The sequence below is a fragment of the Gibbsiella quercinecans genome (genome assembly GCF_002291425.1).
GTDB classification, from domain to species: Bacteria; Pseudomonadota; Gammaproteobacteria; order Enterobacterales; family Enterobacteriaceae; genus Gibbsiella; species Gibbsiella quercinecans.
This window is the reverse complement of record NZ_CP014136.1, coordinates 710,342-725,890: the sequence shown is the minus strand read 5'-3', so window position 1 is coordinate 725,890 and position 15,549 is coordinate 710,342. Positions and strand designations below refer to the sequence as shown.

The 15,549-nt window shown below is 57.7% G+C and carries 15 protein-coding genes; 6 read left to right on the top strand and 9 right to left on the bottom strand.

Annotation, left to right across the window (positions count from 1 at the left end; translation table 11 throughout):
- Positions 1–24 precede the first annotated feature (24 nt).
- From ACN28Q_RS03405 to ACN28Q_RS03375, 7 genes are all read right to left on the bottom strand, one after another.
- Entirely contained in the window at positions 25–957 is a 933-nt protein-coding gene (locus tag ACN28Q_RS03405) for an AEC family transporter (protein ID WP_095845037.1), read from the bottom strand.
- A 410-nt stretch (positions 958–1,367) separates the two neighbouring features.
- Complete coding sequence (locus ACN28Q_RS03400) at positions 1,368–2,489, bottom strand: M20 family metallopeptidase (protein ID WP_095848897.1); 1,122 nt, start codon at positions 2,487–2,489, stop codon at positions 1,368–1,370.
- Complete coding sequence (locus ACN28Q_RS03395) at positions 2,489–3,244, bottom strand: glutamine amidotransferase (RefSeq protein WP_095845036.1); 756 nt, start codon at positions 3,242–3,244, stop codon at positions 2,489–2,491. The genes ACN28Q_RS03400 and ACN28Q_RS03395 overlap by 1 nt, the downstream gene beginning before the upstream one ends.
- A gap of 13 nt (positions 3,245–3,257) precedes the next feature.
- The gene (locus tag ACN28Q_RS03390; RefSeq protein WP_095845035.1) at positions 3,258–4,337 is read right to left on the bottom strand and encodes a phosphotriesterase family protein; all 1,080 of its coding nucleotides are present in this window, start codon (positions 4,335–4,337) and stop codon (positions 3,258–3,260) included.
- A gap of 3 nt (positions 4,338–4,340) precedes the next feature.
- Complete coding sequence (locus tag ACN28Q_RS03385) at positions 4,341–5,342, bottom strand: ABC transporter permease (protein WP_165907024.1); 1,002 nt, start codon at positions 5,340–5,342, stop codon at positions 4,341–4,343.
- A 20-nt stretch (positions 5,343–5,362) separates the two neighbouring features.
- Positions 5,363–6,109, bottom strand: a complete 747-nt coding sequence (locus ACN28Q_RS03380) for an ATP-binding cassette domain-containing protein (RefSeq protein ID WP_165907023.1) — start codon at positions 6,107–6,109, stop codon at positions 5,363–5,365.
- Positions 6,110–6,474: 365 nt separating this feature from the next.
- On the bottom strand, positions 6,475–7,494 hold the full coding sequence (locus ACN28Q_RS03375) for a LacI family DNA-binding transcriptional regulator (RefSeq protein ID WP_095845032.1): 1,020 nt from the start codon (positions 7,492–7,494) through the stop codon (positions 6,475–6,477).
- A 390-nt stretch (positions 7,495–7,884) separates the two neighbouring features.
- Between ACN28Q_RS03375 and ACN28Q_RS03370 the strand changes: the two genes are divergently transcribed.
- Positions 7,885–8,832, top strand: a complete 948-nt coding sequence (locus ACN28Q_RS03370) for an ABC transporter substrate-binding protein (RefSeq protein WP_095848896.1) — start codon at positions 7,885–7,887, stop codon at positions 8,830–8,832.
- Between the two features lie 9 nt (positions 8,833–8,841).
- Here ACN28Q_RS03370 and ACN28Q_RS03365 read toward each other — a convergent pair whose 3' ends face one another.
- Positions 8,842–9,711, bottom strand: coding sequence for a ribokinase (locus ACN28Q_RS03365; RefSeq protein WP_095845031.1), 870 nt, complete (start codon positions 9,709–9,711; stop codon positions 8,842–8,844).
- Between the two features lie 29 nt (positions 9,712–9,740).
- Here ACN28Q_RS03365 and ACN28Q_RS03360 point away from each other — a divergent pair, with 29 nt between their 5' ends.
- The 4 genes from ACN28Q_RS03360 (at position 9,741) to ACN28Q_RS03345 (ending at position 12,977) form a co-directional block, all read left to right on the top strand.
- The gene (locus ACN28Q_RS03360) at positions 9,741–10,583 is read left to right on the top strand and encodes a BtpA/SgcQ family protein (RefSeq protein ID WP_095845030.1); all 843 of its coding nucleotides are present in this window, start codon (positions 9,741–9,743) and stop codon (positions 10,581–10,583) included.
- Positions 10,583–11,224, top strand: coding sequence for a TenA family protein (locus tag ACN28Q_RS03355; RefSeq protein ID WP_095848895.1), 642 nt, complete (start codon positions 10,583–10,585; stop codon positions 11,222–11,224). The genes ACN28Q_RS03360 and ACN28Q_RS03355 overlap by 1 nt, the downstream gene beginning before the upstream one ends.
- A gap of 131 nt (positions 11,225–11,355) precedes the next feature.
- Positions 11,356–11,775: a TraR/DksA C4-type zinc finger protein gene (locus tag ACN28Q_RS03350; protein WP_230469404.1), complete on the top strand. Its 420-nt coding sequence runs from the start codon at positions 11,356–11,358 to the stop codon at positions 11,773–11,775.
- A gap of 20 nt (positions 11,776–11,795) precedes the next feature.
- Positions 11,796–12,977, top strand: coding sequence for a CobW family GTP-binding protein (locus tag ACN28Q_RS03345; protein ID WP_095845029.1), 1,182 nt, complete (start codon positions 11,796–11,798; stop codon positions 12,975–12,977).
- Here ACN28Q_RS03345 and ACN28Q_RS03340 read toward each other — a convergent pair.
- On the bottom strand, positions 12,974–13,216 hold the full coding sequence (locus ACN28Q_RS03340; protein WP_095845028.1) for a hypothetical protein: 243 nt from the start codon (positions 13,214–13,216) through the stop codon (positions 12,974–12,976). The two genes, ACN28Q_RS03345 and ACN28Q_RS03340, sit on opposite strands and share 4 nt — an antisense overlap.
- A 276-nt stretch (positions 13,217–13,492) precedes the next feature.
- On the opposite strand from ACN28Q_RS03340, the gene ACN28Q_RS03335 reads away from it, so the two are divergent.
- Positions 13,493–15,547, top strand: a complete 2,055-nt coding sequence (locus ACN28Q_RS03335; RefSeq protein ID WP_230469405.1) for a TonB-dependent siderophore receptor — start codon at positions 13,493–13,495, stop codon at positions 15,545–15,547.
- Positions 15,548–15,549: the final 2 nt, after the last annotated feature.

Sequence of the window (15,549 nt, the reverse complement as noted above, 5' to 3'; positions counted from 1 at the left end):
TAACAACGCTGTTGGGTGGCGCTCTTAGTGCAAATAGATGAGCAGCCCGCCCATGGTGATAATCGAACAAATGGTGCTGAAAAATAATGTGGATGCCATTTCCTGCTCGGCGGTGTGATATTGCACCGCCAGAATGACGCAAATGGACGCCGTTGGGATCGCCAGGGTAACCACGGAAATATTCAGCGTATTGCCGGTGACGCCCATCGCCAGCCCGCACAGCAGGATTAGCCCCGGCAGCAGAATATTTTTCGCCAGTACGGAAAGCACCACCGTCAGATTCAGGCTGACGTGATAGGAATATAAAATAATCCCGGAGGCAAATAGCGCCACACCACCGGTGGCGCTACCCAATAATTGCAACGATGAGCGAATTTGGCCTGGAATATGCACGTTAAACAGCAGCAGGATAAACGCTAAAATAGGCGACCACACGACCGGCTCTTTGAGCGTCGCCTTAATATTGGCGAGAAAGGTTTTATTCCCGCCGGCCGAATCTGCAGCGCCGTGTGAAAGTATCAGCAGCGTAATGGGCACCTGAACCAGGTTCATTATGATGCTGCATAATGCTATCGGCACGGTGCTTAACCCACCGTATAGGAAGCCCAGCACCGGCACGCCCACAAAAGGCACCGCCGGGCCGGCGATCGCCAGCGCCTGCAAGGCGGCGACTTTACTGGCAACGCGGAACAGATAGCGCGAGACGATAAAAACGGCGGCGTAGCCGCCCACCATACCGATCACCAGCAGCAACGCCATGGTGCCCTGTTGCAGAAGCGTTGCGCGTTCCACCCCCATCATGCCGGCAAACAGCGTTAGCGGCAAGGCATACAGCATTACCATGCGGTTGAGCACCGCGCCCTGTTTGGAATCGAAATCATGGTGCCAGCCGGCAAAAAAACCAAGAAATAGCGTCACAACGATGGGCAGCAGTGATGCAATAATTGTTTCTTCCACAGCGCATGCCTTATTCAATAAACAACGTAATAGTGACCCTACGCCGTTATTTTCATTTTGGCTCAACGAAAAGTGCTGTTATTTTTTGAAATGAAATAACTCATTATTTCATTCTTAACCCATGGTGTTCATCAATTAGTGAGAGGATAATGACAATAATTCTACCTGATTACTCTTTAATGAATTTTTTATAAAGATAATTTCTATCATGTGTTATTCAATGCGGAATTAATTATTAGGCGGGCGTTAATTTCCCTGGTTTTTTCGCGTAGAGCCGCAGCCCATGCACAGTCATGCATGGGCAAAGCGGCGTTAACCCGCTATACCCTTCATACTTCAAGCTGCAGATGCGTTGCCGCCTTCCTGCAACTCGAATTATTTTGGGTATATAGGCAGGCTGTTTTTCACCGTTACTGTTTATTCATCCAGGATAAAATAATGTCGCCGTACAGTTCTTCGGCCTGGCGGAGTTTTTCCAGCTCGCAATATTCATCCGTCTGGTGCGCCATGGCCGGCTCGCCGGGGCCGAGAATCACGCAGGGCGGGTGGTTAAGCGCCGGCAACAGCAACGAGGCGTCGGTAAAATAGGGCACGATACGCGGCGCCAGGGGCGCATCATGGTAGGGCTGGCATAGCCGGTAGAGGGTTTGGATCCAGGGCGTGGCGGCTTCTGTCAGCACGGCCGGCAGATCGACCAGCGGCGACAGGCTAACGCCGCTTCCCAGCAGGCTGTGCAGCCGGCCGCAGATTTCCTCATGTTGCAGATTGGGGGCGGTGCGGATGTCGACGTCGAACGCCGCCTTATCGGGAACCGAATTGATATTCAAGCCGCCCTGGATCCTGCCGACGTTCAGCGTGGGTTGGCGCATCAGCGGATGGGGCGGCCCGGGGGAAAAATGCCGGATTTTCACCAGCGCGTCCGCCGCCAGATAAATGGCATTGATGCCCAATTCCGGCATGGCGCCGTGCGCCGTTTTGCCCTGGATTTCACAACGCAGCCAAAGCGCGCCCTTGTGGCCGATCACCGGGTAGTTGGCGGTCGGCTCGCCGACGATCAACGCGCCGATTTCGGGCAGCGGGCCGTGTTGCATCAGCGCTTTGGCGCCGTCGCAGCCGGTTTCTTCCCCGCCCGTTAGCAACAACACCACGCCGCAGCCCGCCTGGATCTGCTGGCGGTGGCGCACGCAGGCGCAGGCAAACGCGGCAATCGCCGCTTTCATATCGCTCGCGCCGCGGCCATACAGTTTGCCGTCTTCGACATCATGGCCGAAAGGATCGTAGCGCCACGGCCGATTGCCTAACGGCACCGTGTCCAGGTGCCCGGTAAAGCCGAGCGGCGCCCCGGCCTGTTGCCCGGGGATGACGGCAACCAGATTGGCGCGCTTATCGCCGAATTCATGCAGTGCCACCTCAAAGCCGCGGGCCTGTAGCCAGCCGGCCAGGAACGCCATACAGGCCTGTTCGTCACCCGGCAGATTAATGGTATTAAAGCCCAATAGCTGCCTGGCCAGCGCAAGAGCGGCATCGTTCATCAGCATACGCGGGTTAACCAATTCAGGCAGTTGATCCACAGGCGGCGGTAGCCTTCCCAGGCGCTGAACTCTTCCGGCAGCCAGTGGGCCGACATATCGCTGGTCCAGACCAGCGAACGCCCGTGCTGATACTCGCGCACTGCGATCAGCGGGTGGCCGCTGCCGGCTATCGTGGCGAGCAGTTGTCCCTCGGGGTGCATTTCCACTTCGTTATAGCCCAGCAACCACGGCCATTCGCCTTGCAGCCCTTCCAACACCGGGTGCTGCGCCACCAGCTCGGGGTAACAGCCTTCCGGCACTTCCACCCGGTCATCCCAGGGCAGGCAACGCACCGGCAATACCTTCTCAACGGCCGTATTGCGAAAACGCGCCGCGCCGTTAATGCCCTGGAAGCTGAAGTAGCCGCCAATCATCATCAGGTTGCCGCCCGCGGCGACGTAGTCGTGCAACAGCGCCAACCGGTTCGGCGTGCGGCGGCTTTTCAGCCAAGTATCCGGATGAAGCAGCAGGGTGTTGGCGCCGATATCCGAAAGGATAATCACGTCCCACTGCTGCAACGCTGCCAGCGTGGTTGGAAAACGGCTCTGTGCTTCGTGGGCCGGCATATGGGTGATCTGATAGTCACTGTCCGCCAGCGCGTCGAGAAAGGCATCCGCGCCGCTGTGCCAGGTGGAGGTAAAAAACTGATCGAAGCCCTTTACGTGGGTGGCGCTGCTGTTCCAGGACTCACCGACCAGTAATACTGTCTTTTGCATTATTTTCTCCTTGTTACCCGCCAAAAACACGCTGTGGATTGGTGATCATCAGCGTTTCCAACTGTTCGCCGCTGACGCCATGGCGGCGCAAACGCGGCACAAAGTGCTTAAGGATGTAGCCATAACCGTGGCCGCCGTAGCGGGTGAGCATGGTTTTCAAAAAGACATCCTGCGACAGCAACAGCTGATGGATAAAACCGTCATCGATAAGTTCGCGGATGGCGCGGGCGTTTTCTTCATCGGAAGGGGACTGGGCGGCCTCGTCGGCATAATAATAGCTCATGCCGATCATGTCGTACTCAAGGAACGCCCCGCGAGCGGCCAGGCTGCGCTGGTAGGCTTTATCGGCGAAGCTGGGGTTCATATGGCAAAGCACGGTGTGGCGCAGATCGGCGCCTTCTTCCGCCAAAATATCCAGCACCTTATGCCCCAAGCGCTCCCAGCCCGGCAGGTGTACTTCGATGGGCACGCCGGTTGCGGCATTGGCGCGCCCGGCGGCACGCAGCGATTTTTCTTCATCCGGGGTGAAGCGGCTGGAAATGCCGATCTCGCCGATCAGCCCGGCGATCACCTCGGGTTTTTCTTCCCGCCCGCCCAGATCATAAATCAGCTTTTCGGCAAGGGCGTCGACGCCGATCTCCTTGACCCACTGCGGGTGCGAAGGCTCCAGGTATAGCCCGGTTCCCATGATGATATTCAGCCCGCTGAGCCTTGAAATGCGCTGCAACGCCTTCGGATCGCGGCCGATGCCGATGTTGGTCGGATCCACCACCGTTTCCCCGCCCAGCGCCCAATACTTCATCAGCTCTTCAATGGCCAAATCGACGTCGAACAGCTGGCAGTTGTCTCTGCTCATTAACGGATTGAGGGACAGTTCGCCCAGGTTTTCCATTCGCACCGGCATTTCCGCAATGTGCCGTTCGCTGCAGCAGCAGGGCGGCACCCATTTGCCGGCGGCATCCAGTAAAATATGCTCATGCATCAGCGTCACGCCCATCTGTGCCACCGGCAGCGGGCCGAGCACCGTCATCACATAACCGCTGCCGACGCCGACCGGCAGCGGTTCCGGGTGGCGAAAAATCGATCCTTTCATGGCCTACCCCTTTGCTGGCGAACGCGTTGGGTTCAGGATGCGGGTGTTCAGCCAGATGGCCAGCAGAATAATGGTGCCGGTGGCGATCTGGGTATAGAACGGTGAGATGTGCGACAGGATCAACCCGTTTTGAATCACGGCGATGGACAGGGCGCCCAACAGGGTGCCGATAATGGTGCCAAAGCCGCCGAACAGGCTGGTGCTGCCCAGCACCACCGCCGCAATCACCTGTAATTCAAAGCCCTCGCCCTGGTTGGAGGAGCCGCTGCCCAAGCGGGCGGTGATGATCATCCCGGCCAACGCGGCGGCCATGCCGCTGAGCATATAGACCCGCAGGGTGACGGTTTTGGTGTTGATGCCGCTGCGGCGCGCCCCTTCGGCGTTGGCGCCGATCGCGGTGACGTAACGGCCAAAGCGCATATGGTTCAGCGCGATATGAGCGACGATCAGCACCACAATGCCAATCAGCGCCGGCATCGGAATACCCAGCACCCAGGCCCGGCCCATAAAGGTAAAGGCGCTGTTTGCCGGGATAGGGATGGAATAACCCTGGGTGATCAGCAATGCGATCCCGCGCACCACCGCCAGCGTCGCCAGGGTGACGATAAACGCCGGTATGCCTTCCCAGGCGATAAAAAAGCCGTTGATCAGCCCCACCAGCGCGCCGACCAACAGCCCGCCGATCAGCACCACCGGCCAGGGCAGCCCCCACTGATTCAGGGCGATGGCCGACAGGGCGCCTACCAGCGCCAGCGTGGAACCGACGGAAAGATCGATCCCGCCGGTGGTAATGACGAAGGTCATGGCGCTGGCGACAATCAGCAGCGGCGCGGTTTGCCGAATGATATTCAGCCAGTTGTTCCCGGTTGGGAAATTACTGGTGATCAGCGAAAACACCACGCAGCAGAAGATAAAAAACAACGCGATGCTGACTACGCCGGAGTGGTTATACAATATTCGCTTGGGCAATGAATGTTGGCGCATGCGCGGGCTGGTCATATTAATCATACTCATCGTTGATTCCCTTAATGGGCGCGAGCCGAATGGGCAGTGAATTTATCGCCCACGATAAGATTGACGATCTCCCCCAGATCGGTGTCTGCGACATTGCGATCTGCGGTATTGGTGCCTTCGTACATCACCATGATCCGATCGCAGACCAGAAACAGATCCTGCAGGCGGTGGGTGATCAAAATAACGCTGACGCCACGGGCGCTGACGCGTTTGATCAGCGCCAACACCGCTTCGACTTCCGCCACCGCCAGGGCGGCGGTGGGTTCATCCATAATCAGCACCTTGGGCGAAAACGCCGCCGCGCGCGCAATGGCGATCGCCTGCCGCTGGCCGCCGGAAAGGTTGCGCACCATCAGGCGCGTATCGGGAATCGAGATCCCCAGCCCTTTAAGCATTTCCCGCGCGTCGGCGTGCATTTTTTCCTGATCGAGAAAGGGCACGCCGAAGATCTTCCTGGTGGGTTCGCGCCCCATGAACAGGTTGCCGGCCACGTCCACGGTGTCGCACAGCGAAAGATCCTGATACACCATTTCGATATGGCAGCGGCGGGCGTCCGCCGGCGAGAGAAACTGCTGCTCGGCGCCGTCGATCCGGATACTGCCGCTGGTCGGCACCACCGCGCCGGACAGTATTTTGGTTAACGTTGATTTACCGGCGCCGTTGTCACCCACCAGCCCCAGCACTTCACCGGGGGCCAGACGCAGGTTAACGCCGCGTAAGGAGCGTATCGAGCCGTACGTCTTGGTGATGTTCACCATTTCGACGCGGGCGGGGATTGACTGTTGTTGCATGCCAGTACTCCCAAGGTCTGTTGACGGTGGATGCTGCTGTGCCGGTGCCGCCGGGTGCCACGTGACCGATCCACATCATGTAAACCGGTTTACTAAAAAGTGACACGTAAAAGGCGGTTACTGCTTTTCCCGCGATGTTCGCTATTTGTTCGCCAACCGGGCTAAAGCAGCAAGCATGCCAAATCGGGCAAAGAGGCGTGCAGAAACCGCTAACGGCATGATAATCATTCAATAAAAATTGGGTAGGTGAGTAAACCGGTTTACTAAGTACAGGGAAGGCCAGGTAACGGGGCGATGCGGTTGCGCTAAAAGCGTGCAATATTTGCGCTATTTTAGCGCGCGGCGGGCAGGGGAAGAATGGAATCCCGGGCGACCCATTCCACCGGCAGGCGCGTCAGTTCGGGCACCGTTTCGCCATGCAGCAAACGCAGCATCAGCGTGACGGCGGTGTGGCCCATCTGGTGAGCCGGCTGGCGGATGGTCGAGATTCGCGGTTGGGTAAAGTCTGCGTAGCTGGCGTCATCAAAGCCGACCACGGAGAGCGCTTCCGGCGCCCGCAGGTTGCGCGCGCGCAGCCCGTCTAGGATACCGAGCACCAGATAATCGCTGGCGGCGAAGATGGCGGTGGGTTTTTCCCATGCGCTGAACAGGATATTCAGGGCATCGGTGCCGTAGGTGCGCTGGTATTCGCCATGCATCACCCACTCCGGTGGGCACTGCAGGCCAGCCTGTTCTAGCGCCTCGCAAAACCCCTGATAGCGTTCACGCACGCTCATCAGCGCGTCCGGCCCGCCGACGAAGGCGATGCGCCGGTGGCCGGCGGCAATCAACTGCTCGGTGGCGATCCGCCCGCCCTGTTGGTTATCGGCAAACACTTTCGGGGCGCGGCTGCCGGGGATGTCTTCGTCCAGCAGAACAATGCGCGAGTGGCGTTGGATCTCGCGGCGTAGCAGCCCGTCGTCCGGGCGGTTGGTGGTGAACAGCAGGCCGTCCACCTGGCAGGTATCCAGCCAGCGGATAAACTGGCGCTCTTTTTCCGGATCGTTACGCGTGACGCACAGCACCAGGCTGTAGCCCTGCGCCGATGCGGCTTCTTCCGCGGCGTCCGCCAGTTCGGCGAAAAACGGGTTAGTGATGTCCGGCAGCACCAGCCCCAGGGTTTCGCTGCCTCCTTTGCTTAGGCGCCGCGCCAGGCTGTTGCCGCGATAATCCAGTTGATGGATAGCCGCCTCTATCCGCGCTGCAGTTTGCTGCGGCAGGACAAGGCTGTTGTTGAGATAGCGCGATACGGTGGCCTTGGAAAGCCCGGCCAGGTTCGCGACGTCGGCAAGTAAAACCCGTTTTTTAATCATATACCCAAAATAATTCGAGTTGCATAAGGGCGGCAACGCATCTGCAACGTGAAGTATGAAAGGACCAGACTGCGTCATCGGTGGCTACCGGATATTACCAGTAACATAAAAAACCCGCTGGCATACAGCTTTTTGTCGCCCCGTGGGCAGCGGCGGGCGGTAAGAAAATTATTACTTGACAATAGGCGTTAAACAGAGAATTTTATTAACCTGTTCCCGAAGCCGTGCCGGCTTTCGCTTTCCCTCACTGCCAACGGAGTGCCAGAGGAAAAGCCGCTTTGTTTTGTTGCCTCCGCGCCTTTTTTGGCGCTGCGCTCCGCTATTTGCCCGCTAAAAAACATCCCGCTGCTGCCGTGCGGCCGGGGGAATCAACTTTTATCGAGGGCATTTATCATGTTATTCAACACCGGAAATAAACGGCTTATTACCAGCGCACTGGTTATCTCTGCTTTATTTATCGGCAAAGCGATTGCCGCCGCCCCCACCTACGCACTGGTGCAAATTAACCAGCAGGCATTATTTTTTAATCTGATGAATAAAGGCGCCCAAGAAGAGGCTAAAGCCACGGGCAAAAACCTGGTTATTTTTAATGCCAACGATAACCCCGTAGCGCAAAACGATGCGATCGAAAATTATATTCAGCAGGGGGTGAAGGGGATCCTGGTGGATGCTATTGATGTTAATGGCATTATGCCTGCGGTAAAAGAAGCCGCCGCGAAAAATATCCCGGTCATTGCTATTGATGCCGTTTTGCCTGCCGGGCCACAGGCTTCCCAGGTGGGCGTGGATAACATCGAAGGCGGGAAAATTATCGGTAACTACTTCCTCGATTATGTAAATAAAAACAGCGCCGGCAAAGCGCGCATCGGTATTGTCGGCGCGCTCAATTCCGCGATCCAAAATGACCGCCAAAAAGGTTTTGAAGACACACTGAAAGGCCATAGTGGTATTTCCGTCGCCAATGTGGTGGATGGGCGCAATATTCAGGACGACGCCATGACAGCGGCGGAAAACCTGATCACCGGCAACCCGGATCTTACCGCTATCTATGCCACCGGCGAGCCGGCGCTGCTTGGCGCGATTGCAGCGGTGGAAAATCAGGGTAAACAAGGGGATATCAAGGTCTTTGGTTGGGATCTGACCGCGCGCGCCATCAGCGGCATTGATGCCGGCTACGTGGCCGCCGTGTTGCAGCAGGATCCTGAAACTATGGGCCGTGAAGCGGTGAAAGCGCTTAATGCGTTAACCAGCGGCCAAAGCGTGGAAAAAAACATTCTGGTGCCGGCTACGGTGGTGACAAAAGCCAACGTGGATACTTACCGCTCACTGTTTAAATAATCCGCCGGCTTATTGCCCGCTTTGCAGCAGCGCCGCCAGCGTGGCGCCGTTGGGGAATGCCCGGTAGGTGCCGCGGCGGCCGATGGTGAGCGCGGCGGCACGGCTGGCGTGCAGCAGCGCTAGCCTGTCGGGCAGGCCGCCGCGCAACAAGGCAGAGGCCAGCATCACTGCCAGGAAGGTATCGCCAGCGCCGGTGGTGTCGACGGCGGCGGCGGGGCAGGCGGGCACGTGCGTGCGCTGCTGCTGGTGATAAAGCACCGCGCCCTGCGGGCCTTGGGTGATCACCACCTGGGTTGTGGCCGGATCGGGTGCTAGCAGGCGGGCTTCGTGCTCGTTAAGCACGGCGATGTCCACCAGCGGCCACAAGGCGGCAAAGCCGGGCTGCACCGGCGAGGGGTTAAATACCGTCAGCATTTTTCGCTGGCGGGCAAAGGTGAACAGCGCACGGGTTTTTGCGACGGAGAAATTCCCCTGTTGCAACAGCACGTCCCCCGGTTGGGCCTGGCCCAACGCTTGGAGGATCATTTCCGTCGCCAGCCGCTCGGCGGCTTCGCTGCTGGTCATGATCGCATTATCGCCATCGGCGGTAGTAAAAATAATGGAGGTATCGGAATGTGTGGCTAATGGGGTGGGCGGGTAAAATTCCAGCGTGTCATTACGGAGGTTTTCTGTTATCCATTGCCCGTAATGATCGTCGCCATGCCCGGCAATTAAAGTGACCGGTAGCCCGCAGCGGGATAAAATAATGGCCTGGTTTGCTCCTTTGCCGCCGATATCCTGCGAGATCTTTTTACCCAGAAGGGATTCACCTTTGGTGGGCAATGTTTCACATTGCCAGGTTTCATCCACGGTAATATTACCGGCAACATAGATATGCATAGCCATTTCCTTTTAATAAGAGGTCAATGATGGGTTCTATATCAGCAGAAAAAACCAGCGCTATTCAAGATATTTTTTCCCGGAGTAAAGTGGTGATTGGCGTTATTCACTGCGCGCCTTTTCCGGGTGCGCCAAAATACCGTGGTAAAACAGTGGGTGATATTACAGACCGCGCTTTATATGATGCTGAAAATTATCTTTCCGGCGGTGTTCACGGTTTGATTATAGAAAATCATGGCGATATTCCATTTTCTAAACCCGAGGATATCGGCCCGGAAACCGCGGCGTTGATGGCGGTGATTACCGATAATATCCGCCGCCGGTTTCAGGTGCCGCTGGGGATTAATGTTTTGGCCAATGCCGCTGTTCCCGCGCTGGCGACAGCGCTGGCCGGCGGCGCGGATTTTATTCGCGTTAATCAATGGGCCAATGCCTACATCGCCAACGAAGGGTTTATTGAAGGCGCGGCGGCCAAAGCCCTGCGCTACCGCAGCCAACTGCGAGCCGAGCACATCCGGGTTTTTGCCGACAGCCATGTTAAACACGGCAGCCATGCGATCGTCGCCGATCGCACCATTGCGGAATTAACCCGTGACGTTGAGTTCTTTGACGCGGACGCGGTGATCGCCACCGGGCAGCGCACCGGCGACAGCGCCACGCTAAGTGAAATAGACGACATACGCAGTGCGACGTCCTTGCCTTTGCTGGTGGGCTCGGGCGTGACCCCTGGCAACGTGGTTGAGATCCTGGGCCGTACCCAGGGGGTGATCGTCGCCAGCGCGCTGAAACAGGACGGGGTGTGGTGGAACCCGGTGGATCCGGCGCGGGTTAAACACTTTATGTCCGTGGCGAAAACGGCGTTGGAGGCATGATGGCATCATTCAGCGAACGTCTGTTGCACGAACACCAAACGGGGTGGCAGGCCATGCAGCAGCACCGTTTTGTGCGCGCGATTGAAAACGACGATCTACCGGCGGCGGTGTTTAACCGTTACCTGGTCTATGAAGGCGATTTCGTTGCCACCGCCGTGGCTATTTTGGCTTTGGGGGTAAGCCATGCGCCGGATACGGCGCGCCAGCGCTGGCTTATCGGCGGGCTAAATGAGTTGGTGGATACGCAAATCAGCTGGTTTGAAACGGTGCTGGCGAAACGGCGCATCAACCGGGCGAGCTATCTGCCGGCCCCGGCCGGCGTGCAGCATTTCCAACAGGGGATGCTGCACGCCGCGCGGCAAGGGGGTTACCCGGACATCATCACCCTGATGTTTGGCGCCGAATGGATGTATTACCACTGGTGCGCACGTGCGGCGCAGCGCCCCCAGCAAGATGACGATCTGCGCCAGTGGGTGGAGATGCACGCTGCGGCCACGTTTTTCCAGCAGGCTAACAGGTTGAAAGCCGAACTGGATACCTGTGCGCAGGCGCTGGATGAAGGGGAAAAGCAGCGGCTTTCGAGCTTGTACGGCAATGTGCTGCGTTGGGAAATCGACTTTCACAGCGCCGCCTGGGAATAAGGCACATCTTACGCGCCGGGCCGATGGTGGAAATCGGCTGGCCCGTAGCCCGGTTATTTTCCTGCTCTGGTATTTTGGTTTTGTTATGTTATAACGTAATTCGTTAAAGCCAAGCCAACCAGGAACGTGGTATGCCAAAAACCGCAACAAAAGAAGAAGACCTCATCATGGCCATGCCCGCGGAAGACTATATGAACGCCCGGCAACGGGCGTTTTTCCACCAGCGATTATTGGCCGAACGCGCTGCATTATTACAGCACATTGATGAACTGAAGGCCGGGCTTCAGCCCGGCGAACCAAAGGGCGATGAAGGCGAGCAGGCTGCCCGGGAAGAGGAACTGCGTTTCCTGTTCCGGCAAATCGACCGTGAAAGCCGGTTGCTGCCCAAACTGGATGCGGCCCTGCAACGCATCAGGGCCGGTGAGTACGGCTACTGCCAGGAAACCGGCGAACCTATCGGCCTGCGCCGCCTGCTGCTGCGGCCTACCGCCGAGCTGAGTATCGATGCGAAAACCCGGCAGGAAAACAAAGAAGCACATTACCGCAAATAGCTACTGTGGGCGGAGGAGGCATGGCGCGAACCGCGTTAACCATACTGAACGGCTTTCTCGGCGCGGGGAAAACCACGCTGCTGAAAAGCCTGCTGGCCCAGGCCAACCAACGGAAGTTGGCGATCGGCGTAATTGTCAATGATATGAGTACGCTGGACGTGGACGGCGTGCTGATTGCCAACAGCGAGATCGTCTCGGCCAACAAGCAGAACTTTGTGACGATTGCCGCCGACAGCATCAGCAGCCGCAGCGGCATCCAAAAGCTGGATGTCGCGCTGGAGACCCTGCTGGCAAGCCAACGTTTTGACCATATTTTTCTCGAAACCTCCGGCAGCAGCCACCCATTGCCGCTGATTAAACGGCTGCGCGATCATCCGCGGGTGGCGCTGAAAGGGTTTCTCTCATTAGTGGATGCCGCCATGCTGGATAACGACTACGCCGCGGGCGCCGCGCTGTTGCCGCGTTGGCAGGCCCGTTTGGCGCAGGGGCGGCGCGGTATGGAGAACCTGCTGGCGGAGCAAATCCTGTTTTGCAGCCATCTGCTGCTGACCAAAGTCGATCATTTACCGGCGGCGCGCGTGCTGGCGGTCGCCCATGCGATTCACCCGATAAACCCCGGCGTGGCGGTCGTCGCGACCCGCTGGGGTAACCTGAAGCTGGACGATGTGCTGGCCATGCCGGATTACGATTTTTATCGTGTGGCCAGGCTGGTGGACGAGTTGGAACAGCAGGTCGAGAACGAAACCTTTACTCTCGCATCACGGGTGATTGAAGACGATCGCCCGTTTCATCCCCAGCGCCTGTGGGATACCTATCATCAATACCTCGGGGCCGGTATTCACCGCAGCAAAGGGTTTTTCTGGTTGCCAAGCCGGGACGATCTGGCGCTGCTGTGGAACCAGGCCGCCGGGCGCATCAGCCTGGAGTTCATCAGCTATTGGAAGGCGGGCGTGCTGGCCCATCAGGATGGCCGGTTGAACGCCGACGAACGGCGGATCTTGCAGCAACAGTTGGCGAGCATGCCGGGGCGCTTTGGCGACAGGCGCTGCAGCCTGACGGTCATCGGCCGGCACGATCAGGTTGAACCGTTCGCCGCCGCCCTGCGGCAATGCTTTCTCACGCCGGAAGAGATCGACTGGTGGGCGGCGGGCGGCCAGTTTGCCGATCCCTGGCCCAGCACGGTAGCCAGGCTCAAGGCCTAGCGGCCGATGTTGCGCAATTGGGTGCAGAAGGGGCAGCCGCAGCCATTGATTGATGCGGCGGCACACTGGCCGCCGGGGCGCTGCGCCTGTAACGCCATCAGGTGGAAGCCGTTAAAGGGTTGTTCCGTCGCGCTGGCGCCATTCGCTGTCGGTTGGCTTTCGGGGGCGATTTTCGCCTGAAAAGCCGCAGCGTGGGTCGCGATAAACGCCAGCAAGGCCAGCGACAGTTTGAGTTTCATGGCAACGCCTCCGTGTCATTTTGGTGGTAATCATAGCACCGCCCGGCCAGAACGCCCATTAATCAAACTGCTCGGGCAGCTTTGGGCTGCCTGGCATATCACCACGGGTGCTGTAATGTAGTAATGCTTTTGATAAGCATTACTACATTCATTACTATTATAATCAACGGAACTCATCCCGTATTTTGAGATAACATGATGATTAACCGTTGTTTTTTGTCTTCTGCTCTGCCTGTTTCCCCTGTGTTGCGTAAAAAATTGCTCGCGTTGAGCGTAATGGCTATTTGTAGTGGCGCCCATGCCACGGATGAAACGCTCACCGTTACCGCCGCCGGCGGCACTGCGGATGCCAACCGTAGCTATAGCAGCGACAGCAGCACGACGGGCAGCCGCACGGCGGCGCCACGTAATGAAACGCCGCAGTCGATCAGCGTGGTCACACCGCAGGTGATCAAGGATTACCAGGTTAAAAAGGTTAATGATGCCATTAAGTTTGTCAGTGGCATTGCGCAGGGCAATACCCTGGGCGGCATAGAAGACGGTTTTGTCAAACGTGGTTTTGGTGCCAACTCCGACGGCTCCGTTTTTATCGATGGCGTTCGCAGTAACCAAGGGTTGGCGATGGACGCTTCGATTGACCGCATCGAAGTGCTGAAAGGCTCGGCCTCGCTGATGTACGGCATCCTCAACCCCGGCGGCGTGATCAACCTGATCAGCAAAAAGCCCCAGTACAGTTGGAATACCCATATCAGCGGGCAAACCAGCAGCTTTGGTGGGGGAACGGGCCTGGTTGATGTCACCGGCCCGCTAGGCAACGGTTTCGCATTCCGGATGATTGCTGAACGCCAACGTGAAGACTATTGGCGCAATTTTGGCGTTAACGAACACACCCTGATCGCGCCGTCACTAAGCTGGTATGGCGATCGCGCCTCTTTCAATATTGGCTATGTGGAATATAAATACGATATTCCGTATGACCGCGGCACCGCGTTTATCGGCGGCAAGCCTGTCAACATACCGTATAACCAGCGGCTGGATGACAGCGCCAACCACGCCTGGGGGAAAAACAAGCGGCTGAATATCAACGGCAGTTGGGCACTGAATGACACCTGGGAAACTCACCTGAACTACGCGTGGATGCAACGGCGTTACGACAGCAACGAAGTGCGGGCGACGGCGATTAATACCACCACCGGCATCGTCTCGCGCCGGGCCGACGCCAACCGCGGCTTTAACCACCAAACGGAGTATGTTTCCTGGGACGTCAGCGGCAGCCCGCAATTATGGGGGATGCAGCACGATCTGATGCTGGGCGTGGATTATGAACAAAACGAAACCTACAAAGCCTATTCCTGGCGCGGCGCGGTATCGAACTCGTTCAATATGTACGATCCGGTCTATGGCGAGGAGCCGGTGATTGGCGACAGCACCTACAACGACGCTAACAGTAACCTGCGCACCAACCTGTACAGCCGTTCGCTGTTCGTCAAAGACAGCATTCACCTGAACGATAAGTGGATCGCCGTGCTGGGGGGGCGTTTCCAGCGTTATACCCAAACGTCCAGCAGCGGCTTCGTCACGCCGGAATCCACCCTTAACGATCGCGGCAATACTTTCTTACCGCAGTTGGGCCTGGTGTATAAACTGACGCCGGACGTATCGCTTTACGGCAGCTATAGCCGCTCTTTCACCCCGTCGACGCAGACCGACGACGACGGCAACGTTGCTTCGACTGAAAAGGGCACGACCTATGAAGTTGGCGGCAAATGGCAGGTGACGCCGGCCTTTTCCGCGACGATGGCGCTGTATCGTATTGATGAAAAGGACATGTCGATCTTTATCAACGGCGTTACGCGCAGTATTCCCAAAGCGCGCTCCACCGGGGTGGAGTTTGAGCTGAATGGCGAACTGTCGCCGGACTGGAACGTGATCGCCAACTACAGCTACGACAAAACCGAGATCGTCGAAGACAATGTTAACCCGGATAACGTTGGCAACCGCCTGGTGAACGCGCCACGCAATATGGGCAGCCTGTACCTGACCCATACGCTGCGCTTTAACTGGCTGCCCGGTGAACTGCGCGTTGGCGGCGGTGGCCGCTATGTCGGCACCCGGGCGGGTGATCCGGAAAACAGCTTCACCATGCCGGATTACACCGTGGCTGATGCGTTTGTCGCCTGGGACAGTACTCTGATCGGCAAGCACACCCAGCTGAAGCTGAATGTGAACAACCTGTTTAACAAGGAATACTACGAATCCAGCGCCGGCAACCTGCGCGTCATCGAGGGCGAGCCGCGGGTCGTCTATGTGCAGGCTTCAGTAGACTTCTGATG

Excerpts from the sequence above, each read along its gene's own strand:
- ACN28Q_RS03390 (WP_095845035.1), bottom strand. The coding sequence starts at position 4,337 with ATGAAAGGATCGATTTTTCGCCACCCGGAACCGCTGCCGGTCGGCGTC.
- ACN28Q_RS03375 (WP_095845032.1), bottom strand. The coding sequence starts at position 7,494 with ATGATTAAAAAACGGGTTTTACTTGCCGACGTCGCGAACCTGGCCGGG.
- ACN28Q_RS03400 (WP_095848897.1), bottom strand. The coding sequence starts at position 2,489 with ATGAACGATGCCGCTCTTGCGCTGGCCAGGCAGCTATTGGGCTTTAAT.
- ACN28Q_RS03340 (WP_095845028.1), bottom strand. The coding sequence starts at position 13,216 with ATGAAACTCAAACTGTCGCTGGCCTTGCTGGCGTTTATCGCGACCCAC.
- ACN28Q_RS03355 (WP_095848895.1), top strand. The coding sequence starts at position 10,583 with ATGGCATCATTCAGCGAACGTCTGTTGCACGAACACCAAACGGGGTGG.
- ACN28Q_RS03395 (WP_095845036.1), bottom strand. The coding sequence starts at position 3,244 with ATGCAAAAGACAGTATTACTGGTCGGTGAGTCCTGGAACAGCAGCGCC.
- ACN28Q_RS03365 (WP_095845031.1), bottom strand. The coding sequence starts at position 9,711 with ATGCATATCTATGTTGCCGGTAATATTACCGTGGATGAAACCTGGCAA.
- ACN28Q_RS03335 (WP_230469405.1), top strand. The coding sequence starts at position 13,493 with ATGGCTATTTGTAGTGGCGCCCATGCCACGGATGAAACGCTCACCGTT.
- ACN28Q_RS03350 (WP_230469404.1), top strand. The coding sequence starts at position 11,356 with ATGCCAAAAACCGCAACAAAAGAAGAAGACCTCATCATGGCCATGCCC.
- ACN28Q_RS03360 (WP_095845030.1), top strand. The coding sequence starts at position 9,741 with ATGGGTTCTATATCAGCAGAAAAAACCAGCGCTATTCAAGATATTTTT.
- ACN28Q_RS03380 (WP_165907023.1), bottom strand. The coding sequence starts at position 6,109 with ATGGTGAACATCACCAAGACGTACGGCTCGATACGCTCCTTACGCGGC.
- ACN28Q_RS03345 (WP_095845029.1), top strand. The coding sequence starts at position 11,796 with ATGGCGCGAACCGCGTTAACCATACTGAACGGCTTTCTCGGCGCGGGG.